The 22,272-nt window shown below is 34.1% G+C and carries 20 protein-coding genes; 12 read left to right on the top strand and 8 right to left on the bottom strand.

Annotated features, from left to right (window positions below):
* The first annotated feature begins 29 nt into the window (after nt 1-29).
* From FND99_RS05895 to truB, 3 genes are all read left to right on the top strand, one after another.
* A complete protein-coding gene (locus FND99_RS05895) occupies nt 30-281 on the top strand; it encodes a DUF3098 domain-containing protein (protein ID WP_144337044.1) in 252 nt (83 codons plus the stop codon).
* Nucleotides 282-363: 82 nt separating this feature from the next.
* Complete coding sequence (locus tag FND99_RS05890; RefSeq protein WP_144337043.1) at nt 364-1,161, top strand: undecaprenyl-diphosphate phosphatase; 798 nt, start codon at nt 364-366, stop codon at nt 1,159-1,161.
* Entirely contained in the window at nt 1,161-1,850 is a 690-nt protein-coding gene (gene truB, locus FND99_RS05885; protein ID WP_144337042.1) for a tRNA pseudouridine(55) synthase TruB, read from the top strand. The genes FND99_RS05890 and truB overlap by 1 nt, the downstream gene beginning before the upstream one ends.
* 375 nt (nt 1,851-2,225) lie before the next feature.
* Here the strand turns inward: truB and FND99_RS05880 are convergent, their stop codons facing one another.
* Nucleotides 2,226-2,843 (bottom strand): thioredoxin family protein, encoded by a 618-nt coding sequence (locus FND99_RS05880; protein WP_144337041.1) that lies wholly within the window; start codon nt 2,841-2,843, stop codon nt 2,226-2,228.
* Nucleotides 2,844-3,032: 189 nt separating this feature from the next.
* On the opposite strand from FND99_RS05880, the gene pyrH reads away from it, so the two are divergent.
* From pyrH to FND99_RS05865, 3 genes are all read left to right on the top strand, one after another.
* A complete protein-coding gene (gene pyrH / locus FND99_RS05875) occupies nt 3,033-3,740 on the top strand; it encodes a UMP kinase (protein WP_111425130.1) in 708 nt (235 codons plus the stop codon).
* 75 nt (nt 3,741-3,815) lie between these two features.
* The gene (gene frr, locus FND99_RS05870) at nt 3,816-4,379 is read left to right on the top strand and encodes a ribosome recycling factor (RefSeq protein ID WP_144337040.1); all 564 of its coding nucleotides are present in this window, start codon (nt 3,816-3,818) and stop codon (nt 4,377-4,379) included.
* A 119-nt stretch (nt 4,380-4,498) separates the two neighbouring features.
* Nucleotides 4,499-6,991, top strand: a complete 2,493-nt coding sequence (locus FND99_RS05865; protein ID WP_144337039.1) for a DUF5686 family protein — start codon at nt 4,499-4,501, stop codon at nt 6,989-6,991.
* A 217-nt stretch (nt 6,992-7,208) separates the two neighbouring features.
* Here the strand turns inward: FND99_RS05865 and FND99_RS05860 are convergent, their stop codons facing one another.
* From FND99_RS05860 to FND99_RS05840, 5 genes are all read right to left on the bottom strand, one after another.
* Nucleotides 7,209-9,479 (bottom strand): cation:proton antiporter, encoded by a 2,271-nt coding sequence (locus FND99_RS05860; protein ID WP_144337038.1) that lies wholly within the window; start codon nt 9,477-9,479, stop codon nt 7,209-7,211.
* A 112-nt stretch (nt 9,480-9,591) separates the two neighbouring features.
* Complete coding sequence (locus FND99_RS05855; RefSeq protein WP_144337037.1) at nt 9,592-10,311, bottom strand: LytR/AlgR family response regulator transcription factor; 720 nt, start codon at nt 10,309-10,311, stop codon at nt 9,592-9,594.
* Entirely contained in the window at nt 10,274-11,035 is a 762-nt protein-coding gene (locus FND99_RS05850; protein ID WP_144337036.1) for a sensor histidine kinase, read from the bottom strand. The genes FND99_RS05855 and FND99_RS05850 overlap by 38 nt, the downstream gene beginning before the upstream one ends.
* Nucleotides 11,036-11,045: 10 nt before the next feature.
* Nucleotides 11,046-11,564 (bottom strand): hypothetical protein, encoded by a 519-nt coding sequence (locus FND99_RS05845; RefSeq protein ID WP_144337035.1) that lies wholly within the window; start codon nt 11,562-11,564, stop codon nt 11,046-11,048.
* 97 nt (nt 11,565-11,661) lie between these two features.
* Nucleotides 11,662-11,991 carry a DMT family transporter gene (locus FND99_RS05840; protein WP_144337034.1) on the bottom strand — a complete coding sequence of 110 codons (330 nt, stop codon included), beginning with the start codon at nt 11,989-11,991 and terminating at the stop codon, nt 11,662-11,664.
* A gap of 180 nt (nt 11,992-12,171) precedes the next feature.
* Between FND99_RS05840 and FND99_RS05835 the strand changes: the two genes are divergently transcribed.
* The 3 genes from FND99_RS05835 to rpoN all read left to right on the top strand — a co-directional run bounded on the left by FND99_RS05835 (nt 12,172) and on the right by rpoN (nt 18,047).
* Complete coding sequence (locus FND99_RS05835; RefSeq protein ID WP_144337033.1) at nt 12,172-14,538, top strand: efflux RND transporter permease subunit; 2,367 nt, start codon at nt 12,172-12,174, stop codon at nt 14,536-14,538.
* A gap of 510 nt (nt 14,539-15,048) precedes the next feature.
* On the top strand, nt 15,049-16,494 hold the full coding sequence (asnS, locus tag FND99_RS05830) for an asparagine--tRNA ligase (RefSeq protein ID WP_144337032.1): 1,446 nt from the start codon (nt 15,049-15,051) through the stop codon (nt 16,492-16,494).
* Between the two features lie 92 nt (nt 16,495-16,586).
* Nucleotides 16,587-18,047, top strand: a complete 1,461-nt coding sequence (gene rpoN / locus FND99_RS05825; RefSeq protein ID WP_057122222.1) for an RNA polymerase factor sigma-54 — start codon at nt 16,587-16,589, stop codon at nt 18,045-18,047.
* Nucleotides 18,048-18,344: 297 nt separating this feature from the next.
* On the opposite strand, the gene FND99_RS05820 is transcribed toward rpoN, so the two are convergent.
* Together FND99_RS05820 and FND99_RS05815 are read right to left on the bottom strand one after the other, a co-directional pair.
* Nucleotides 18,345-18,782, bottom strand: a complete 438-nt coding sequence (locus FND99_RS05820) for a hypothetical protein (protein WP_144337031.1) — start codon at nt 18,780-18,782, stop codon at nt 18,345-18,347.
* Between the two features lie 28 nt (nt 18,783-18,810).
* Nucleotides 18,811-19,401: a thymidine kinase gene (locus FND99_RS05815; protein WP_144337108.1), complete on the bottom strand. Its 591-nt coding sequence runs from the start codon at nt 19,399-19,401 to the stop codon at nt 18,811-18,813.
* A 237-nt stretch (nt 19,402-19,638) separates the two neighbouring features.
* Between FND99_RS05815 and FND99_RS05810 the strand changes: the two genes are divergently transcribed.
* The 3 genes from FND99_RS05810 (at nt 19,639) to FND99_RS05800 (ending at nt 21,953) form a co-directional block, all read left to right on the top strand.
* Complete coding sequence (locus FND99_RS05810) at nt 19,639-20,673, top strand: hypothetical protein (RefSeq protein WP_144337030.1); 1,035 nt, start codon at nt 19,639-19,641, stop codon at nt 20,671-20,673.
* A 99-nt stretch (nt 20,674-20,772) separates the two neighbouring features.
* Nucleotides 20,773-21,492, top strand: coding sequence for a 16S rRNA (cytidine(1402)-2'-O)-methyltransferase (rsmI, locus tag FND99_RS05805; protein WP_144337029.1), 720 nt, complete (start codon nt 20,773-20,775; stop codon nt 21,490-21,492).
* 116 nt (nt 21,493-21,608) lie between these two features.
* Nucleotides 21,609-21,953, top strand: coding sequence for a HopJ type III effector protein (locus FND99_RS05800; RefSeq protein WP_008465164.1), 345 nt, complete (start codon nt 21,609-21,611; stop codon nt 21,951-21,953).
* Nucleotides 21,954-22,272: the final 319 nt, after the last annotated feature.

Raw genomic sequence — 22,272 nt, 5'->3', positions numbered from 1 at the left:
ACTTCGTTCAGGCTGATAAATAAAAAAAGATGAAAAACAATATTAAAAAAGGAAAACAAGACAATCACGAATTTCTTTTTGACGGCATCAACTACAAAATTCTATTGATTGGAATTGCTGTTATCGCATTAGGATTTATTTTAATGTCTGGCGGAGGAAGTACTGATCCGAATGTTTTTAATGAAGATATTTTTAGCTTTAGACGTATCCGTTTAGCTCCAACAACTGTTTTACTTGGTTTTGGAATCACGATTTATTCTATTTTCAAAAAATCTAAATAAATAGATTGTAGATTTAAATTGAAATCTTGAGTGCAGCGAAAGGGACAATCTGAAATCTAAAATCTAAAATCTAAAATTCTCCATGAATACATTACAAGCTATAGTTCTTGCCATTATCGAAGGAATTACTGAATTTTTACCTGTTTCTTCGACAGGCCACATGATTATTGCCTCTTCTTTTTTTGGAATCGCGCATGAAGATTTTACCAAACTTTTTACCATTGTTATTCAGCTTGGTGCTATTCTTTCAGTTGTCGTTTTATACTTTAAACGATTTTTTCAGACGCTTGATTTCTACTTTAAACTTTTAGTTGCTTTTATTCCTGCTGTAGTTTTGGGATTATTATTAAGCGATTTTATCGATGGTTTATTAGAAAACCCAGTAACAGTTGCAATTTCGCTTTTAATTGGAGGATTAATTCTATTAAAAGTTGACGATTGGTTCAACAACCCAAATACCGCTGAAACTTCACAAGAAATAACGTATTTGCAAGCACTAAAAATTGGATTGTTCCAATGTATTGCTATGATTCCGGGAGTTTCTAGAAGTGGCGCAAGTATTGTGGGAGGAATGTCTCAAAAATTATCAAGAACAACTGCAGCCGAATTTTCGTTTTTTCTTGCAGTTCCAACAATGCTTGGAGCGACAGTAAAAAAATGTTATGATTATTATAAAGCTGGCTTCGAATTATCGCACGATCAAACCACGATGTTAGTTATTGGAAATGTAGTTGCTTTTATCGTAGCACTTTTAGCGATTAAAACTTTCATTGGATTTTTGACTAAAAACGGTTTCAAAGTTTTTGGTTATTACCGAATCATCGCCGGAATCGTTTTATTACTGATTCACTTTTTCATTCACCCGCTTACCATAATATAATGACACCTGAAGAATATTTAAACGGACAAGTTTTATTGATTGACAAACCTTTAAAATGGAGTTCGTTTCAAGCTGTCAACAAATTAAAATACCTTTTAATTAATAAAGTCGGGCTTCCAAAAAAGTTCAAAATCGGCCATGCCGGAACTTTAGATCCTTTAGCAACAGGTTTGCTATTGATTTGTACCGGAAAATTCACCAAAAAGATTTCAGAGCTTCAAGGTCAGGCAAAAGAATATACGGGGACATTTTATATTGGAGCCACAACTCCATCATACGATCTAGAAACCGAAATTGATCAAACTTTTCCAACAGAGCATATTGATGAAGCTTTGATTCAGGAAACCGTAAAACAGTTTTTAGGAGAAATTGATCAAAAACCACCTATTTTTTCGGCTATCAAAAAAGATGGTGTTCGCTTGTACGAGCATGCACGAGCTGGAGAAACCGTTGAAATTGCCAGCAGAAAAACCACAATTCATGAATTTGAAATTACTCGCATCGCTTTGCCCGAAGTTGATTTTAGAGTAGTTTGTTCTAAAGGAACTTATATTCGTTCACTCGCTTATGATTTTGGAAAAGCAATGAACACAGGTTCGCATTTAACCGTTTTACGCCGAACAAAAATTGGCGACTACGATGTTAAAAATGCGATCGACATTACTTTATTTGAAGAAAGCTTAAAGTAACATGCATAAAAAAGCACATTACAAATTTTCGTAATGTGCCAAGCTCGTCAATCAAAGTACAGTTGTTCCATACTTATTTCCCTTGAGTTAATAGTGAGGCACATTTTTCCCTCCAAATAAAAATTGAGAAAAGAAATCATAGAATCTTTCGAATAACTTTTTCATAATAGTGTATTTTTTAATAGTTAAACATTAAATAAACACCAATAAAAAGAGTAAATCAGAAAGTTAATAATAGAAGTGGGATAGTGTCACTAAGTTACGAAATTTTGTACGAAATAAAAATTTAAAGCCTGTTTTTTAACATCTTATTTAGTTTATTATCAACACGTTATCAACAATTATTTTACTAAATACTTCCCCACGAAATGGTTATTACAATCGGTTATACTTAATGTTTTCCATGATTTCGACCAGTTCTTCCTGAACTGAAATTCCTTTATCCGCTAAATACCACAACTGAAGATCGGTTTTTATTTTTTCGTCGATTGGCCCAACTTCTCTTTTATGTTTCGCCATTAATTCGGTTGCTCCTTTTGGTCTTGGTCCCCAATCGGCTCTGACTATTCCGGCTTCTTTGCAAATCACGATCACTTTTGGGATTGCTCTTCCTCCGTTTGTCAAATAATGATTCATCAAATCATCGTTTTCATCACGAAAAACAATACGGAGATCGATTTTTTTATCCGAAGCATGCGCCATTTTATTTAAAATTGGAAGAATTTGAGCAGCATCTCCGCACCAGCCTTCAGAAATAACCAGCCAGATATAATGATTATTGAGCTGTCGCAGTTTTGAGATTAAATCTTCAGAAACCTGAATCGTTTTTTCCAGTCGATTCATTCTCGCTTCATTCAGTTTTGTATAATTTGTCAGACTATCCGACTGTTCACTTCCTGTCGATTTTCCTTCTGATAATAAATCGGTAACTATTTTTCGATATTCAGCATAGGAATGACTATTAAATAATGCTTTTGCTACGATGCTTTTCATAAATAATTATTTTGCTTAGCATAAATTTACGGATTTCTGAAGATTCATAACTGACTTTTATCACTTTTGATATAAAAAAATCCTAAAATCCTTTATAGATTTAAATTCAAGGCGCGATTATTTTTTTGTAAACATTATTTTAAAAAATCAGAATATGTCTATATTTGCACAAATTAACGCAACACAAACATGAAATATAAAAGAATTCTTCTGAAACTTAGCGGCGAGGCCTTAATGGGTGATTTACAATACGGTATTGACCCAAAAAGATTAGGCGAATATGCAGATGAAATCAAGCAGATTCACGACAAAGGAGTAGAAATTGCTATCGTAATTGGAGGAGGAAATATTTTTAGAGGAGTTGCTGGTGCAAGTTCTGGAATGGACAGAGTACAAGGTGACTACATGGGAATGCTTGCTACTGTTATTAACGGAATGGCTTTGCAAGGCGCACTTGAAGACAAAGGAATGAAAACGCGTTTGCAGACTGCTTTGAAAATGGAATCTATTGCAGAGCCATATATCAAAAGAAGAGCTGACCGTCACTTAGAAAAAGGAAGAATCGTAATTTTTGGTGCAGGAACCGGAAATCCATATTTTACAACGGATACCGCTGCAGTTTTAAGAGGAATAGAAATCAATGCTGATGTTATCCTGAAAGGAACTCGCGTTGATGGAGTTTATGATTCTGATCCAGAAAAGAATGCTTCAGCAGTAAAATTCGACTTCATCTCTTTTGATGATGTTCTAAAAAAAGGATTAAACGTAATGGACACAACCGCGTTTACTTTAAGCCAAGAAAACAAATTGCCAATCGTTGTTTTTGATATGAACAAAATTGGAAATCTTTTGAAAATCTGCGAAGGCGAAAACATCGGAACTGTCGTAAATATATAGTCATCAGTAACGGTTTACAGTCACACAATACGACTTTAACTGAAAACTGAGAATGAAAACTGAAAACTAAAAAAAATGAGTGAAGAAATAGATTTCATATTAGAAAGTACAGAAGAATCAATGAATGGTTCGATTGCGCACTTAGAAAAAGAATTTCTAAATATTCGTGCAGGAAAAGCTTCTCCAGCAATGCTTGGAGGTGTTTTTGTTGATTACTATGGCGCTGCAACACCACTTTCTCAAGTATCAAAAATCAGTGTTCCAGATGCGAGAACAATTACTTTGCAACCGTTTGAAAAAAACATGTTGTCAGCAATTGAAAAAGCAATTATGGTTGCAAATATTGGTTTCAACCCAATGAACAATGGTGATGTAATTATCATCAGCGTGCCACATTTGACAGAAGAACGTCGTCGTGATTTAGCAAAACAAGCAAAATCTGAGGCTGAAGATGCTAAAATTGGTATCCGTAATTCTCGTAAAGATGCCAACAATGACATCAAAAAATTAGAGAAAGAAGGAACTTCTGAAGACATCTGTAAATCTGCAGAAGAAGAAGTTCAGAACTTAACGAACGCTTTCACTAAAAAAATTGATGAGTTATTGGCTGCAAAAGAAGCCGAAATCATGAAAGTGTAATTCGATATAACAGAAAATAAAAAATCCGTTTGGTGTAATTTTGCCAAACGGATTTTTTTATTGCTATTTTTGCATACCAAATTGATATTCTTTTCGTTTTTGAAACTATAACCCGCTGTATGAAGCTATTTTGTTTATTGACTTTGTTTTTCACGCTTACTATTCAGGCGCAATTTCAAATAAACGGAATTGTAACAGATTCAAACAACAAACCACTTCCGTTTGCAACCATCACAACCGCCGACAATAGCAACACAATAACTGATGTTGACGGGAAATTTGAGTTTAAGCTCACTTCAAAAACCACCACTTTTGCAGTTTCGTACATTGGATTTCAAACCAAAATCGTTGCCGTAACAAGCAATAAAAAATTTTACGTCGTTTCGCTTTTGCAAAAAACAGACGATTTGCAAGAAGTTGTGGTTTCGGCAGAAAATCCGGCTTTGACAATCATTAAAAAAGTTATTGCGAATAAAAACAAAAACAATCCGCAGAAAAAACTCAGCAGTTTTGAGTACAAAACGTACAACAAGCTGATTGTAACGGCAAATCCAGATTCGATTGACGGCCGAATCGACACTTCGGCAGCCTACAAAGATTTCAATAAAAGAGTAATCAACGTTGATTCTTCTGATTATAAGTTTAAAGAAATCATCAGCAAACAACATTTGTTTCAAACGGAGAAAGTTTCGCAGTATCAATTTGGAAACAACAAATTAAAGGAGACCATTCTCGGAACAAAAATGGCAGGTTTTAAACAGCCTGTTTATGAAATTATTGCTTTCAATTTGCAGTCGATTTCGATTTATGATTCAAAATATGAATTATTCGAAACCAAACACCAAAGTCCGATTGCCGACAACGCATTTTCAGATTATAATTACAAACTTCTTGACACAGTACCAATCAAGGGTCGAAATACCTTTATGATTTACTTTAAAAACAAGAAAAGAAAAATAAATGCTTTAGAAGGTGTTCTGTATATTGACCAAGAAAATTTTGCTGTTGCGAAAGCGGTAATGCGAATTAAAGCGGTTTTGGACATTAGCGGTATTCACGAATTTGAATATGTGCCGGAGGAAAAAATCTGGTTTCAGAGCAATACTACTTTTAAAATTGTAAAAGGAAAGAACGACGATGATATTAAAATTCTAGGCGGAACCATTCAGTTTGATGGTGATGTTGAAGACAATTTTGAGCGAAGAAAAAAAGTAGCGTCTGATTTTACCTATCTGCTTTCTGAAAGCAATAATTTTGATATTCATTACAATACAAATCCGCCAATAAAAAACCCGTCGCTTTATATCGAAATTAAAGATGACGCCAATAAAAAACCGGAAGAGTTCTGGAATCAATACCGAAAAGAAGCTTTAGACTTAAAAGGACAGCGAACTTATCAATTAATAGACAGTTTATCGCTAAGCAAAAGGATTGAAAAACGCTTGGGTCTTGGTCGAAAAATCATAAACGGTTATCTTCCAATTGGGCCAATTGATTTGGATTTAAAAAAAATCGTCAGCTATAATAATTATGAAGGTTTCAGATTAGGATTGGGTGGCGTAACCAACGATCGATTTTCAAAACTTTTCAGAATTGAAGGTTATGGTGCATATGGAACAAAAGACGGCGTTTTTAAATACAATCTTGGAACAGGAGTTTTAGTAGACAAAAATACTAACACATGGTTAAACGGCTCTTATACAGATGATGTACGAGAGATTGCAAGTACCGTTTTTGCCGTGGATAAACGCGTTTTTAAAATTTATGATCCGAGGCCAATCAACATTAGTACTTTTTACAAATACATTGCTTGGAAAGCGAATATTCAAACCAAAATTATTCCGAAGACGGAAGCGGTTTTTGAATTGGCTAGAACTTATGTAGAACCAAAATTTGATTATTTATACAATATAAACGGAAGGCTTTATTCGAGTTACATAATGACAACTGCAATGGCTTCAATTGTTTGGGCGCCATTTAGTGATTTTATGCAAACGCCAACTGGAAGAACAGAATCAGAGAAAAGGTTTCCTCGATTTACTTTTCAATTCACGCAGTCTTTGCCAAATGTCTTAGACAATGATTTTACATTCAGCAAAATAGATTTTAAAACTGAGTATGAAAAAAAATACTTAAACGGACAAAAAACAAGTTTGCTGCTCCAAGGCGGTTATGCAATGGGCAACGTGCCGATTACACATTTGTACAACACTATGCCAAACAACTTGACAAAAGAAACCGTTATTCAGCGTATTACTTTTGCCGGAAGAAATAGTTTTGAAACCATGTATTTTAATGAGTTTTTCTCAAGTCAATACGTTTTCTTTCAAATAAAACATGGTTTTGACCGAATAAGGATCATGAAAAAAGTACGTCCTTCTTTAGTTTTAGTAACAAGAATGGCTTGGGGAAATATGGAAAAACCTGAACAGCATGTTGGCCCGGATTACAAAACTTTAGACAAAGGTTATTTCGAATCTGGAATTGAATTAAACCGTATTTTCAAAGGTTTTGGTCTTGGCGGATTTTATCGTTACGGACCTAACCAATTGTTAAAATTTGAAGATAATATTGCCGTTAAGATCTCTTATGTTATTGATTTGGGGCTTTAAGGATAAGCTCTAAATTTAAAATTCCAATTTACGTACTGCTTGTCATTTCGACCGAAGGGAGAAATCACACTTGTAACTCGACAAAGATTGGCGATTTTCTTTGCGGAATTTCTTGTGTGATTTCTCCCTTCGGTCGAAATGACAAAAAATAAAAAATCCCAAACCCCAATCAAAAAATTGGAATTTGGAATTTTTATATTGAGATTTTTAAAACTATTTACGGCTTCAAAATCAAAACAGATGGCGTATTGTTCAGCCAAGTGCTTTGAGATTCGATCAGTTTTTTCCAGCTGTCTAAACTTATAATCATTAAATTCTGGTTTTCTAAAAACTCTTTTTTAATCGTTCTGTCGTGCATAATCATAATGTGATTTGGCGCAATTTGCTCGATTGAGCGAATCGTTTCTTGAATTTCACGTGTATTTTTCACTTCTCCGCTTGCATCAAGAACTGTAATCTGCGAACCATTATTATTGATTAGTTTTTTGGCGTATTCAATTAAATAAGCATCTTCTTTGCTGAAAACCGGCATAAAAACCTGATCAACTTCTTCTAAATCTTTATCAATAAAAATCCCGACTGGCATTTTGCTTTTCGTAATAATATGGCGTGTTCTTTCATCAAAAGGCGAATTTTCAAACAAACCTTCTTTCCCAGTAAACTTATCAATCAAACGATCTGGATTTACAATTCGGGTTGTGAAACCAAGAATCTTTCCCAATAAAGTTCCTTCAAAAATAGATTGACCTAAACCAACCAGTAATAAATCATATTCACCTTGATTTGCAGTGTCAATAATATCAGCATCAATATCATTTGTTACTTTAAAAACACTCAACATGTTTTGATTCAGCTTTTTTGATTCTTCAATAACAGGAACTAGCATTTTACGTTCATGATCTTTAACATCAAATGAGTGAATTTCTGTACTTAAAGACAAATGCATTGCCGTTACAATCGAATTATCGCCTTGTTTTTTAACCAAACTGTTTGCAATTTTCAGCAGTTTTTTTCCTCTTTCGGGAGTTGCAAATGAAAGCAGAATCTTGTATTTGCTTTTTGTTCCAATTTCCTCTGGAACCGCCGTAACTTTATCTTTAAAAATAAAATTTATAAAGTCTAAGGCAGGTCCGGTCATGAAAGTCGTAATCAACGCCATGATCACCATCATGGTAAAAATCTCTGTCGATAAAACGCCTAAATCATAACCAATATTTAAAACGACTAACTCCATTAATCCACGTGTATTCATTAGAGCACCTATCGCCAAGCTATCTTTCCAGTTTTGACCAACGAATTTCGCTGCCAAAGCACTTCCAAAGAATTTACCAACAACAGCCACAATAATAATAAGACCCGTAATTTTCCACAAAGCAGGATCATTCAATAATCCAATTTGTGTACGCAAACCAGTAAACACAAAGAATAATGGCAGAAGAACAATTATGGCAACGTCTTCTACTTTTTCGATAAAAATATTTCTGAATTTACTGTTTTCCGGCATAATTGCTCCAGCCAAAAAAGCGCCAAATAATGCATGAATTCCAATTAATTCGGCAGCATATGCAGAAAACAAAAGTGTTAAAAAGAAAATTGCAACAACTGGTTTATTTAAACTTTCTCTTGTAGAATTTAAATCCCCGACACGTTTTAAGAATGGACGAACAATTTTCAACATGATAATCACATATAAAATTGCCAGACCAATTACATAAAGCGAACTTGCCAATGAGCCTGCTTTTACAATCGCAATTACTACAGCCAAAATACACCAAGCCGTAATATCATCTGCGGCGGCACAAGTAATAGCGATAGTTCCTAATTTTGTTTTTTGAAGACCTCGCTCCTGCACTATTCTTGCCAACACAGGAAATGCCGTTATACTCATCGCGATTCCCATAAACAATCCGAATGAAGAAAATGCAACGCCTTGAGGAGCAAAAGTTCCGTAAATAAAATAAGCCAGAGTCAAACCTAAAGCAAACGGAATAACAATACTCGCGTGACTTATTACAACTGCATCGTGCGCTTTATTTTTCAAAACCTTCAAATCCAATTCCATTCCGATCACGAACATGAAAAGAATTAAACCGATTTGGCTTAAAAACTGAAGATTTCCTAAAGATTCTTTTGGGAATAAAGCTGCTGAAAACTCCGGAAAATACATTCCTACCAAAGAAGGCCCAAGAACAATCCCGGCAATCATTTCTCCAATTACAGATGGCTGTCCGATTTTTCTAAAAAACCATCCAAACAAACGTGCAACCAAAATAATAGTTACAATTTGCGCCAATAATATAGCAAGCGGATGCTGTAAGTTTTCGACCATTGACTGGAGAAAATCGTTCCAATGGTTGCTTTCGATTTTTTTCGCTACTACATTTCGACCTGCTTCAAGCGAAGCTCCTTGCGAAATTATCCAATAAATCAAAGTAGTAAAACCGCCAATAACCGTAATGTAAAATAAGGAGTTTTTAAAGTTATTCATAACCCATTTTTTAAAATTATGGAACAAATATCAGAAGTCAATTTTACGTGAAAAAGCAATTTTGCAGCTAATTTTAAATCTATGTAATAAGTCCGTAAAACTTTGTAATAAGTTATAATTTCACCTTTTTCAAAAAGTCAGAACGGTACGTTTCGCTTAAAATCAAGCTTGCGTTTTTATTGTTTTCTTCCAGATGATGGAGCACAATTTCGTTGTGATTAAAAAATTTTATCGCTTTTACGGCAACAATTTCTTTTTTATTAACTCGGCAAAAATCAGCTTCTGGTAATTCCTTTAAAAGCGTATCGAATTTTATGTTTTTTAAATTCAGAAAACTTCCATCCGTCAATAAAACTGTTTTATCACGGCTATCACTGATTGCCGTTTTTATGTACTGAATCTGATTAAAATAAAGCAATATTTTACCTTTATCCGTATTCAGCTGCAGGAATTTTTTTCCTGTTTCTGGTTTAACAAAACGTTCCAAAGCTTTAGAAATTGCTTTTTGCAGACGTTCTAATTTTACTGGTTTTGTAATATAATCAACAGCGTCGATATTAAAAGCGTCAGCAGCATATTCCTTGTAAGCTGTGCAGAAAATAACGAGTTTATTTTGCAGCATTTCTGCTAAATGCAGACCATCGATTCCCGGCATTTCAATATCTGAAATTAACAAATCAAATTCGAGATCTGGAATATCAGAAAGAAACTTTTCAGGATTATTGTACGTTTTCACGATTTCCAATTCAGGAATTTGCTCGCAAAGCATTTTTAGGTACGTCAATCCCGGAAGTTCATCGTCCAGAAGCAAGCATTTCAGTTTTGTATCCAAGTAAATCTATTTTTAAATGAGCAATATAAACATCGTTTTCAACAAACTTATCGAGTTTAAAATTGTTCTTGTAAATAATACGCAATCGATGCTCTAAAGTTGCGTGGCCGAAACCGCTTCGTTCCTTTTTTAATACTTTCTTGTCTGAAATTTTATTCGAAACCGTCATAAAAAAAGCATTGTCTTTAAACTCAAAAACAACCGAAATAAAAGCATCGGCACTTTGCAAATCGGCATGTTTGAAGGCATTTTCAATCAAATCAATTGAAATCAATGGAGCCAATAATGGCTGATCATATAATTTGTCTTCTTTGTTGATATTCGTTTTGATCTTTAATTCAAAAAGCGGACTGATTTTGATTTTATTGATTTCGATTAAATTCAGCGCAAAATCAATTTCTTCTTTGGCTGTGACGAATTTCTTTTTGCTTTCGTATAAAATATAATCCAAAACGTTCGCCAATTTATCCAACGCAAAATAAGTTTGATACGCGTGCGACTGAATCGAATTTAAAATATTCTTAAACAAATGCGGATTCAATTTTGACTCTAAAGTTTCCAGCTGCAAATCATTGACTTTTACTTCGAGCGCATAAAAACTTTTTTCGGCGTCATCTTTTGCCTTTTTTGCCTGCATCAACAAATAAACCATAAAACAAATTATGACAACAAGCATTAAAAGAATGGCTAAAAAAATAAAAGTCGTGGTATTGTTTTGCTGCATTTTTTAAGAATTAAAAAAATGATTTGATTTCCCTAACATCATTCGATTTGAATAATCCATACATGGTATCTAACTCAGTTTCTGTCATTAACCTTTTATCAACTACTAATATTGCTCGAGCAAGTGTTTTTTCGCCTATAAAAACAAAATTCTTGCTAACTTTATAATTTGAAAATTTTATCCAATTTATTCTCATGTAAAGGTCATAGCTTTTATATTCCACATTATCTTTATCAAACTGAATCGCGTATTCATTTCCTGTTTCTAGAAATCTATTGGCAACTTCCATCGACTTTCTAAAAAAAACTCTTTTTGTAATAAAATGAAAACGGAATAAAAGAAACACAACTACAAACATTACAACTCCAATAGATTCCGAAATATGACGGTTTGAATATGTATTGAATGTAAGTATCTGAACATTTGATTCAGAATGAATAGACTCTCCTTTAGTAAATTCTTTAGAATGCACAGCACCATAAACTGATAGAAAAATACTAAACACAAGCAAAATAGTGAGAATAATCATTCTCCTCTTTGATGTCATTTTCCAAAAAACTTTGTTCGATTCTAGAGTACTTTCATACGCATTTTGGCATTTTATCTCCATTTAAACAAATTATAAATTAATGACTAGAAACAAATTTCAACCCAATAATTGAAGCAATCAAAGTCGTCAGGAAAAATATTCTCCAGAAAGCTGCCGGTTCTTTAAAAACAAAAATTCCGACTAAAACAGTTCCAACGGCTCCAATTCCTGTCCAAACTGCGTAAGCCGTTCCAATTGGCAAAACCTGTGTCGCTTTATATAATAAAATCATACTGATTGAAAGACATACAAAAAAACCAATCATCCAATACGTTGATACAATTCCTGTTGTTTCTTTTGCTTTACCAAGACATGATGCAAATCCTACTTCAAAAAGTCCGGCAATAATCAATAAAATCCAATTCATTTTCTTTTTCCTTTTAAATTAACTGCAAATATGAGAAAAGCTTACGACTAAACCTTAGAAAATAAGAAATTTATCACAAGTAAACAATTGCAAAATTGTGTTAACATTGCGTAAAATACAATCGATTGTTTACGATTTTGAGGCATTTTCACTACATTTGCAACCATTTTTAAAGAATTTATGAAAAACGCTATTCAAGTTGGCTTTTGGGAAAAACTTGCCCGAATCATACTTAAAAACCGAATTACGATTTTAGTTATTGTTGCGGCCTTGACAATTTTCCTTGGTTTTCAATGGAAAAACCTTTCTATGACGTACACCGAAGCTAACTTGCTTCCTAAAAACCATATTGCAAATAAGAATTATCAAAAATTCTTGGACAAATTTGGTGAAGAAGGAAATCTAGTTGTAATTGGTTTTCAGGATCCAAAATTCTTCACGCCGAAAAACTATGCGGCTTGGAATGAATTGATGACAGGTTTGAAAAAATCGAAAGAAGTTGATTTGGTTGTTTCGCTAAATGATTTGAAAAAACTTGAAAAAGATACAGTAAATGAAAAGTTTGTTCTCACGCCTTTTATCGATCAAAGCAAAGCTGTTGATCCAGAATATCTAAAAAAAATAGAATACGATTTATTTCACAATCTTCCTTTTTATGAAGGATTGCTTTTTAATAAAGAAACCAAAAGTATTCGTTCGGCAATTTACATCAACAAAGCACTTGTAAATACACCAGAAAGAAAAACATTTATTCTTGAAAATCTGGTTCCGAAAATCAATAAATTCGAACAAACAACCGGAATTGACTTGAAAGTTTCTGGAATGCCATACATCAGAACAATTAATGCAGATGATATGAAAGGCGAAATTGGATTGTTCATTGGAGCAGCTTTATTGACTGTTTCTCTGATTTTCTTTTTCTTTTTCCGTTCGTTCCGCGCGACATTTATTTCGATTTGTATTTTGATTGTTGGTGTAATCTGGTCCTTCGGAACATTGGGATTATTCCATTATAAAATCACGATTTTAACGGCTATTATTCCGCCATTAATTATCGTAATCGGAATCACGAATTGTATTTTCCTGATCAATAAATATCAGCAAGAAATCAAATTGCACAATAATCAGGCAAAAGCGTTGCAACGTATTATTTCAAAAATTGGAGTTTCGACTTTAATGACGAATTTAACTACGGCAATTGGTTTTGCAACGTTTATGATTACCGGAAATGATTTGCTTTTTGAATTTGGTTTGGTGACTTCAATCAACGTAATTTCCGTTTATTTATTGACGCTTTTAATTGTGCCAATTGTGTACAGTTTCATGTCGGTTCCAGGAGAAAAACACCTTTATCATTTGACCAAAACGTACATTTCGACATTGTTGAATGTTGTTGAAGACTTGGTTAAAACAAAACGTAAATTCGTTTATATTGTTTATGGCGTACTTTTGATTTTCAGCGTTATCGGTGTTTCGCAAATGAAAGTTTCGGGAAGTTTGATTGGTGAAATGCCAAAAAGCGCTTCTTTCTTTAAAGATATTTTATTTTACGAAAAAGAGTTCAACGGTGTAATGCCACTTGAAATCATGATTGACACCAAACATAAAAAAGGTGTCATGAAAGCGTCGACGATTCGTAAAATGGATGAACTGCAAACTACCATTGCAGAAATTCCAGAATTGGCAAAACCGGTTTCGATTGTGAATTTGGTTAAATATTCAAAACAGGCTTTCTATAATGGAAATCCTGAATATTACCAATTACCGACATCACAAGAGCAGACTTTTATTTTGAGTTACGCTAAAAACGCGACCAAAAACAGCAAAGAAAACTTAATGAAAGCTTACGTTGATTCGACTGGACAATATGCTCGAATCACAACTTTCATGAAAGATATTGGAACAGATGAAATGGCGAAAGTCGAGAAAAAACTAAACTCTAAAATTGCCGAAATTTTCCCGAAAGATCGCTACGAAGTTACCGTTACCGGAAAAGCATTGGTTTTCCAAAAAGGAACATCTTACTTGGTTGACAACTTAATTGAATCATTGATTTTTGCGATTGTTGTTATTGCGATTTTGATGTTGTATTTATTCCGTTCGTTCAAAATGGTTTTGGCGTCGGTAATTACGAATATTTTACCGCTTTGCATTACGTCTGGATTAATGGGTTATTTCGGAATTCCTTTAAAACCTTCAACTATTTTGGTATTTAGTATTGCGTTTGGAATTTCGGTAGATAATGCGATTCAGTTCATGGCGAAATACAAACATGATTTGATTCAAAGCAACGGAAAAGTAAAAAGATCGGTTTTCAGTGCCTTGAGAGAAACTGGAATTAGTACTTTTTATACTTCTGTGGTTTTGATTTTAGGTTTTGCGACTTTTACGTTGTCAAGCTTCAGCGGAACGATTGCACTTGGAGGATTAATTTCATGCACTTTGGCTTTTGCGATGTTTGCGAATTTGGTTGTATTGCCTTCATTAGTTTTGACTTTTGAGAAGAAGAAAACTAAGAAAGAGGAATTGGAGAATTTGGATAAGTAAAATATCAAATATGCTAGGTCTATTTACAGCAATAATTCCAATTGTCTTTGGAATAATTTTAAAATCCTCAAACAGAGAAGATTTAAAATCTCTAAAAAAGTATTGGCTATTTTTAATTATTGCGGGAAGCATATTATTTATTTTAAGATTATATGATTTCTTAAAATAACTATTTTCACAATATTGTCATTTCGACGAAGGAGAAATCTTCGCAAGTAGCTCCGCACTGCAATTCCAAACTTTGTCGAGTTTCTTATGAAGATTTCTCCTTCGTCGAAATGACAAAAATGAGAGAAAAACTAAATTTATAAAATGGTTCTCCTGAAAACTAGTGCCCTAGCCCTGATCGAAGCGGCATCCTTTCTATTTTTTCTTTAAAAATAGAAAGATACAGCGGAGAGCAGGAATCAGCTTCAAAAATTAATTATTATCGTTTATATTTGCAATTCGATATAAAAAAAACTGGTTTTATTAAATCTAAAATCAGCAATCTATAAATCTAAAATTAAAATGAGACACACAAAGGTTAAAGACTTATTAAACAGTACGACGACGCTACAGGAAGTGAATGCAAAAGGATGGGTGAGAACTTTTAGAAATAATCAGTTCATCGCGCTTAATGACGGTTCTACAATTAATAATATTCAATGTGTTGTTGATTTTGAAAATACACCGGAAGAGACTTTAAAAAGAATCACCACTGGAGCTGCAGTTTCTGTAATTGGAACTTTGGTTGAAAGCAAAGGTGCAGGTCAGAAATACGAAATTCAGGTTACAAAACTTGAAATCCTTGGAGATTCTGATGCTGAGAAATTCCCAATGCAACCTAAAAAACACTCTTTAGAATTTTTACGTGAAAACGCTCACTTGCGTGTACGTACAAATGCTTTTGGTGCGATTATGCGTGTGCGTTCGGTTTTATCTTATGCGGTTCACAGCTATTTCCAACAAAAAGGTTTCGTATATGTAAACACACCAATTATCACTGGAGCTGATGCTGAAGGCGCTGGAGAAATGTTCCAAGTTACTTCTTTGCCATTGGATAATCTTCCAAAAAATGAAGAAGGAAACATCGATTTCAAAAAAGATTTCTTTGGAAAACACACGAACTTAACGGTTTCTGGACAATTAGAAGGGGAAACTTTTGCAATGGCTTTGGGTCAGATTTATACTTTTGGACCAACGTTTAGAGCAGAAAATTCAAACACTTCTCGTCACTTGGCAGAATTCTGGATGATCGAACCTGAAGTTGCTTTCAACGATCTTGACGACAACATGGATTTAGCTGAAGATTTTATTCAGTATGTAATTAAATATGCTTTAGACAACTGTCAGGATGATTTGAAATTCTTAGAAGGAAGACTTCTTGAAGAAGAAAAATCAAAACCACAGGCTGAAAGAAGCGAAATGGCTTTGTTAGAAAAATTGAACTTCGTTTTGGAGAACAACTTCAAACGCGTTTCTTATACAGAAGCAATTGATATTTTAAGAGATTCAACTCCAAATAAAAAGAAGAAATTCCAATATTTAATCAACGAATGGGGAGCTGATTTACAATCAGAACACGAACGTTTCTTGGTTGAAAAACACTTTAAATGTCCGGTAATTTTATACGATTACCCAGCAAACATCAAAGCGTTTTACATGCGTTTGAACGACGATACAGAACCAGGTAGAGAAACGGTTCGCGCAATGGACATCCTTTTCCCTGGAATTGGAGAAATCGTTGGTGGTTCTGAAAGAGAAGAGCGTTACGATGTTCTAGTTGAGAAAATGGAAAAACTAGGAATTGATAAAGAAGAATTATACTGGTATTTAGACACCAGAAGATTTGGATCAGCAACTCACGCAGGTTTCGGTTTAGGATTTGAGCGTTTGGTATTGTTTGTAACAGGAATGACAAACATTAGAGACGTAATTCCTTTCCCAAGAACTCCTGGAAGTGCGGAATTCTAAAAAAGTTTAATCGGTTAATCGTTCATTCGGTTAACCGATTTTCACAAAGAAACGAATTGACGATTAAACAAATAAACGATTAAACAGTATAAATGCTAAAGCAATTTTTAAATTTAAAATTATCACAAAAATTATCTCCACAGCAAATTCAGCTGATGAAGTTAATTCAATTGCCTACGCAAGCTTTTGAACAGCGTTTATTAGAAGAAATGAACGAAAATCCGGCTCTGGAAGCTGGAAAAGAAGATGAATACGAAGCCGATGAATTTGCCAATGAAGACTACGACGATTATGATGATGCAGAATCAGACAGAATCGAAGCAGACGACATTAATATTGATGAATATCTAAGCGACGACGACACGCCTGATTATAAAACTCAGGTTAATAATTATAGTGATGATGAAGAACGCGAAACGCCTTTTGCTTCGCCAATCAGTTTTCATCAGGATTTGATCAATCAACTGAATACTTTTATTTTAAACGATGAAGAGCGCGAAATCGCCGAATTCCTTGTTGGAAGTATTGATGATATGGGTTACATCCGAAGAAGCGTTCCAGACATTGTAGACGATATGGCTTTTACTCAGGGAATTTATACTGATGAAGCAATGGTCGAAAAAATGTTGACTGTAATTCATGAACTTGAACCTTCAGGAGTTGGAGCGCGTGATTTGCAAGAATGTTTATTATTGCAATTGAAGCACAAAACACCAACAGAATATGTTGACTTAGCGATTGATATAATCGAAAATCAGTTTGATGCTTTTACGAAGAAACACTACGATAAACTTTTACAGAAATACAGTGTTTCGAACGAACAGCTTAAAAAAGCGATTCACGAAATTGAAAGATTAAACCCAAAACCGGGCGGTTCTTTCACTGGAAATAATAAAGTTACCGAAAATGTTGTTCCAGATTTCGCTATCAGAATTGTAGACGGCGAATTGGAATTGACTTTAAACGGAAGAAATGCTCCTTCCCTGCACGTTTCTAAAGATTATCAGGAAATGATGCAGACGTATAAAGATTCTCGCGACAAATCTACTGCGCAGAAAGATGCAGTTCAATTTATCAAACAAAAACTGGATTCGGCTAAATGGTTTATTGATGCGATCAGACAGCGTCAGGAAACTCTTTTTGTAACCATGAATGCGATTATGCATTATCAGGAAGAATATTTCTTAGATGGCGATGAAACCAAACTAAAACCAATGATCTTAAAAGATATTGCGGATATGGTTGGTTTGGATATTTCGACGATTTCACGTGTGGCAAACAGTAAATATGTTGAAACGCCATACGGAACCAAATTGATTAAAGAATTTTTCTCTGAAGCGATGAAAAATGATCAGGGCGAAGATGTTTCGACTTTGGAAATCAAGAAGATTCTTAAGAATACTATTGAAGAAGAAGATAAAAAGAAACCGCTTCCAGACGATCAATTGGCCGAAATCTTAAAAGAAAAAGGCTATCCAATTGCGAGAAGAACGATTGCAAAATATAGAGAACAACTAGACATTCCAGTAGCGAGAATGAGAAAGAAGATTTAGGTTTTTCATTTTAAACCATATGAGAAATATAAGTTCATTTAAAAAAGAATGCCCGATAAACTTTGATTTATCGGGCATTTTATTTTTTGCTTTTATTAGTAAACTGGACTGAAGTCCAGCTCTAAAATATAGATCGAACCTTTGGCTCTTTTGTAGTTCCGAAGGAACGAACTATTTTGCAGGGCTGGACTTCAGTCCAGTTTACGTTTAGGTTTAGGTATAGAAGAGTTTATAAAAACAACAAACCCGACAGGTTTTAAAACCTGTCGGGTTTACCAACGTATATTGTTTTTTTTATTATTTATATTGATCTGGCAATATTTTCACATTAAACAAAAACATCTTCTTTTTGTCGCTGTAATTATAAACCAAAGTATAATCATTATCTCTAAAAACCTGAAGTCCGGGATTTGCTTTTGCAGTACTTAAAAGACTTTTTTGAATTTCGACTTGAATTACATTTACCTCAGCGGTCGCCTTTTCAACATTCAGCAATGTCAAATTATATTGAACCGTGCGGTCTTCATTCAAACTCACACTATCCAGACGAATTCCATCTTGAATTGTAAGCGGACAGTTTTTATTATATTTTGAAACTAAATCTACGATTTCAGTTTTTACTTCACTTCGATTTTCAGAAAGATAAAATTGAAAAAAAACAGCCAAAAGAGTGGCAATTCCAATACCTGCAAATAATAAAATATTTTGTTTTTTACGACTTTCTTTTTCCTGCATAACTTATAAATCTTAGTAAAATTGAAGTTTATTTTTCTTGTATTTTCTTCATTGCATTAAAATAGGCCGCTCTGCTTAGCGGTTCATATTCTTCGGTTTCGCCAAGCATAACCAACTTGTCATTATCCGTTTTTCTGAAACTGTAATTCGCCAGATTTCCTGTTCTCGTACAAACCGCGTGAACTTTGGTAACATACTCGGCCGTTGCCATAAGTCCCGGCATTGGCCCAAAAGGATTTCCTTTAAAATCCATATCCAATCCGGCAACAATTACACGAATTCCCTGATTAGCCAGATCATTACAAACCGTAATAATTTCATCATCAAAAAACTGAGCTTCGTCAATTCCTATCACATCACAACCTTGGGCAAGAATGGCAATATTAGCTGCTGCTGGAACGGGCGTTGAACGAATTTCGTTGGCATCATGAGATACCACCATTTCGTCATGATAGCGGGTATCAATAGCGGGTTTGAAGATTTCGACTCTTTGTTTGGCAAATTGGGCGCGTTTTAATCTGCGGATTAACTCCTCGGTCTTACCCGAAAACATTGATCCACAAATAACTTCAATCCAACCAAATTGTTCTTTGTGATTTACTGTATTTTCGAGAAACATTTTGTATTTTTCTACCTTTAAAAATGAATAGTTTTTATTACTTTGTACTGGCAATAAATTGACGCAAAAAATCGCTGTTTTACGTTTTTTCAAAAGTAGAAAATTTTTATCAAATCGGAGATTGGTAAATGCTTATTAACAGAAATAAAAAGATATCGTGTCGATTTCGTCCTGCAATAAAGACATTCAGTTACAAAATATATTAAAATACCCCTATTCACTATAATTTCAACAGTTATGAAAAAAAAATTGGAAGCCGATTTAATCAGCATTGCACATCGAATTTTAAAGCTTAAAAACAAATCCGATATCAATCAATTGTATCTTGAAACGCAGAAATTATACGAGAAATTAGCGGTCTTAAAATTTGTAGAAGAAAATTTCGACGGAGCAAAGCCCACAATCAGCCACAGCGAAATCAATTCTGAAATCGAGAGTATTTTCGAAAAAGAAGAAACTGCTCCTGCAGAAATCAAAGCTGAAACTCCAGTTGCAATTGAAGAAACACCTGAACCAGCAATTGTTGAAGAAATAACGGCAGAAGCTCCAGAGGAAACAACTCCAGAACCAATTGAAGAAGAAATTCAGGAATCAATTGAAGAACCTGTTGTTGAAAAAGAAGAAGAAACGGAAGCCGTTAAAGAAACTGAAAGTACAGAAAGTGATGAAGATCTAATTATTGAAAAAATCAAAGAAGCTGTTTTTGAAGCCAAAAAAACAATCGAAGCAAATGATCTTTCATTTAAAACAATCAGCGATACAAACCCAATTCCGGATTTCAAGCCCGCTTTTGAATTAGAAAAACCAGCAGAAAAAGAAGAACCAAAAATTGAAACTTCATCAAAAGCAACTCCAATTCCGATTGCCTTTGAGGATTTCGGAATCAATTATGCCGATGCTCAGTTTGTAAAAGTGGATAGTTTTGAAGCCGTTTCTCCAACTCCAACGCCAACATTTGATTTTGAAGAAAAGAAAATTGTTGAAACTGCCGTTTTAGAAACGCAAGCAGAACCAAAAGTGGTTACTTTAAATGAAAAACTGGCAAAAGGTTTTCATATTGATTTGAATGATAGAATTGCTTTTACAAAAAATCTTTTTGGAAACAGCACTGAAGATTACAGCCGAGTTTTAAATCAGTTACTGACTTTTGACACTTATGGTGAGGCGCAGGAATTTATCGAAAACATGGTAAAACCTGATTATAACAATTGGGAAGGAAAAGACGATTACGCTGAACGTTTCCTTGGAATTATAGAGAAGAAATTCTCATAAACACGAATTTCACAGATTTACACTAATTTATATTCGTGAAATTTTAGCACTTTAATTATTCGTGTTAATTCGTGAAATTAGTGTTATAAATAAATAACTATGTCAAAATTATATATCGTTCCAACGCCAATTGGCAATCTTGAAGACATGACATTCAGAGCCATTCGGGTTTTGAAAGAAGTCGACTTGATTTTGGCTGAAGATACTAGAACAAGCGGAAAATTATTGAAGCATTTTGAAATTGGCACGCACATGCACAGCCATCATATGCACAATGAGCACAAAACCACCGAAAATTTAATTGCACGTTTAAAAGCTGGTGAAACTATCGCTTTAATTTCAGACGCAGGAACTCCAGCAATTTCAGATCCTGGTTTTTTATTGACACGCGCCTGTGTTGAAAATAAAATTGAAGTCGAGTGTCTTCCAGGCGCAACGGCTTTTGTCCCTGCACTTGTAAACAGCGGACTACCAAATGACAAATTTGTTTTTGAAGGATTCTTGCCTGATAAAAAAGGACGTCAAACCCGATTTTTGGCTTTAGCTGAAGAAACCAGAACAATGATTTTATACGTTTCTCCACATAAACTCGTTAAGACTTTAAGTGAATTTATTCAATATTTTGGAGAGGACAGACAAGTTTGTGTTTCGAGAGAATTATCAAAATTACATGAGGAAAATGTACGCGGAACGGCAAAAGAAGTTTTAGCACATTTTGAAAAAACAGCACCGCGCGGTGAAATTGTAGTAGTCGTTGCAGGGAAAACAATAACAAAAGAACCTAAGAAAAGTAAATTTTCTAAGGATGAAGAAGAATAAAAAAAATCTTGACAGTTTTCACCATTTGTCACATCGAGCGGAGTCGAGATGCGCAATTGGTTCTCGACTCCGCTCGAACTGACAATAGAATATATTATAAAAAATCAAACAATAACATGAGCATTCAAGCCTTTTTAGAAAAAGTAAAACAAACTCCAACACAAATCACATTTCCTGAAACTATCGCAGTAATTGAAGAAAATTACAACTTTACTCCAACCGCTTTTCAAAACGGAACACAGCACAATGCTGCCGGAGAAAATTCAGGTTCTTGTAAATTGTTTTCATTCGCAAAATTGCAGAATTTAAGCAAAGAAGAAACTTTAGCCTGTTTCGGCGCTTTTTATTTTGAAGAAGTATTAGGAGATCCAAACGGAACAAATCACCAAAATATTAGAAACTTCATCAACTTAGGCTGGGATGGAATTCAGTTTGAAGGAAATGCTTTGGAAGCGAAATAATTTTAGATTTTAGAGTGTAGATTTTAGATTGCTGAAATCTACACTCTTAAAAACTTTGTCAAAGTTTGAAACTTTGACAAAGTTAAAAACCAAATATTTCTACTGATCACACTATTTATCAGGATTGAACAGAAAAAACAAACACATAGAAACATAGATTTTTGTTTGTGAATAAAAGAAATTAGAAAGAAACTCGTTTCTAACACATAGAAAACTATGTGAATTTATACAAGTGAAACGCCTTTTTTAAGTTTCCAATAAGCTATGATTCTATGTGTTTAAAAAAAATTACCTATCCAGATTAAACGATTTTTGGTTT

The sequence above is a fragment of the Flavobacterium daemonense genome (genome assembly GCF_007341385.1).
Lineage (GTDB): Bacteria > Bacteroidota > Bacteroidia > Flavobacteriales > Flavobacteriaceae > Flavobacterium > Flavobacterium daemonense.
Note: the sequence above shows the minus strand (reverse complement) of the source record. Positions and strands in the feature narration are given on the sequence as shown.

Coding starts and splice junctions, on each gene's coding strand:
- FND99_RS05895 (WP_144337044.1), top strand. CDS start 30: ATGAAAAACAATATTAAAAAAGGAAAACAAGACAATCACGAATTTCTT.
- FND99_RS05890 (WP_144337043.1), top strand. CDS start 364: ATGAATACATTACAAGCTATAGTTCTTGCCATTATCGAAGGAATTACT.
- truB (WP_144337042.1), top strand. CDS start 1,161: ATGACACCTGAAGAATATTTAAACGGACAAGTTTTATTGATTGACAAA.
- FND99_RS05880 (WP_144337041.1), bottom strand. CDS start 2,843: ATGAAAAGCATCGTAGCAAAAGCATTATTTAATAGTCATTCCTATGCT.
- pyrH (WP_111425130.1), top strand. CDS start 3,033: ATGAAATATAAAAGAATTCTTCTGAAACTTAGCGGCGAGGCCTTAATG.
- frr (WP_144337040.1), top strand. CDS start 3,816: ATGAGTGAAGAAATAGATTTCATATTAGAAAGTACAGAAGAATCAATG.
- FND99_RS05865 (WP_144337039.1), top strand. CDS start 4,499: ATGAAGCTATTTTGTTTATTGACTTTGTTTTTCACGCTTACTATTCAG.
- FND99_RS05860 (WP_144337038.1), bottom strand. CDS start 9,479: ATGAATAACTTTAAAAACTCCTTATTTTACATTACGGTTATTGGCGGT.
- FND99_RS05850 (WP_144337036.1), bottom strand. CDS start 11,035: ATGCAGCAAAACAATACCACGACTTTTATTTTTTTAGCCATTCTTTTA.
- FND99_RS05845 (WP_144337035.1), bottom strand. CDS start 11,564: ATGATTATTCTCACTATTTTGCTTGTGTTTAGTATTTTTCTATCAGTT.
- FND99_RS05840 (WP_144337034.1), bottom strand. CDS start 11,991: ATGAATTGGATTTTATTGATTATTGCCGGACTTTTTGAAGTAGGATTT.
- FND99_RS05835 (WP_144337033.1), top strand. CDS start 12,172: ATGAAAAACGCTATTCAAGTTGGCTTTTGGGAAAAACTTGCCCGAATC.
- asnS (WP_144337032.1), top strand. CDS start 15,049: ATGAGACACACAAAGGTTAAAGACTTATTAAACAGTACGACGACGCTA.
- rpoN (WP_057122222.1), top strand. CDS start 16,587: ATGCTAAAGCAATTTTTAAATTTAAAATTATCACAAAAATTATCTCCA.
- FND99_RS05820 (WP_144337031.1), bottom strand. CDS start 18,782: ATGCAGGAAAAAGAAAGTCGTAAAAAACAAAATATTTTATTATTTGCA.
- FND99_RS05815 (WP_144337108.1), bottom strand. CDS start 19,401: ATGTTTCTCGAAAATACAGTAAATCACAAAGAACAATTTGGTTGGATT.
- FND99_RS05810 (WP_144337030.1), top strand. CDS start 19,639: ATGAAAAAAAAATTGGAAGCCGATTTAATCAGCATTGCACATCGAATT.
- rsmI (WP_144337029.1), top strand. CDS start 20,773: ATGTCAAAATTATATATCGTTCCAACGCCAATTGGCAATCTTGAAGAC.
- FND99_RS05800 (WP_008465164.1), top strand. CDS start 21,609: ATGAGCATTCAAGCCTTTTTAGAAAAAGTAAAACAAACTCCAACACAA.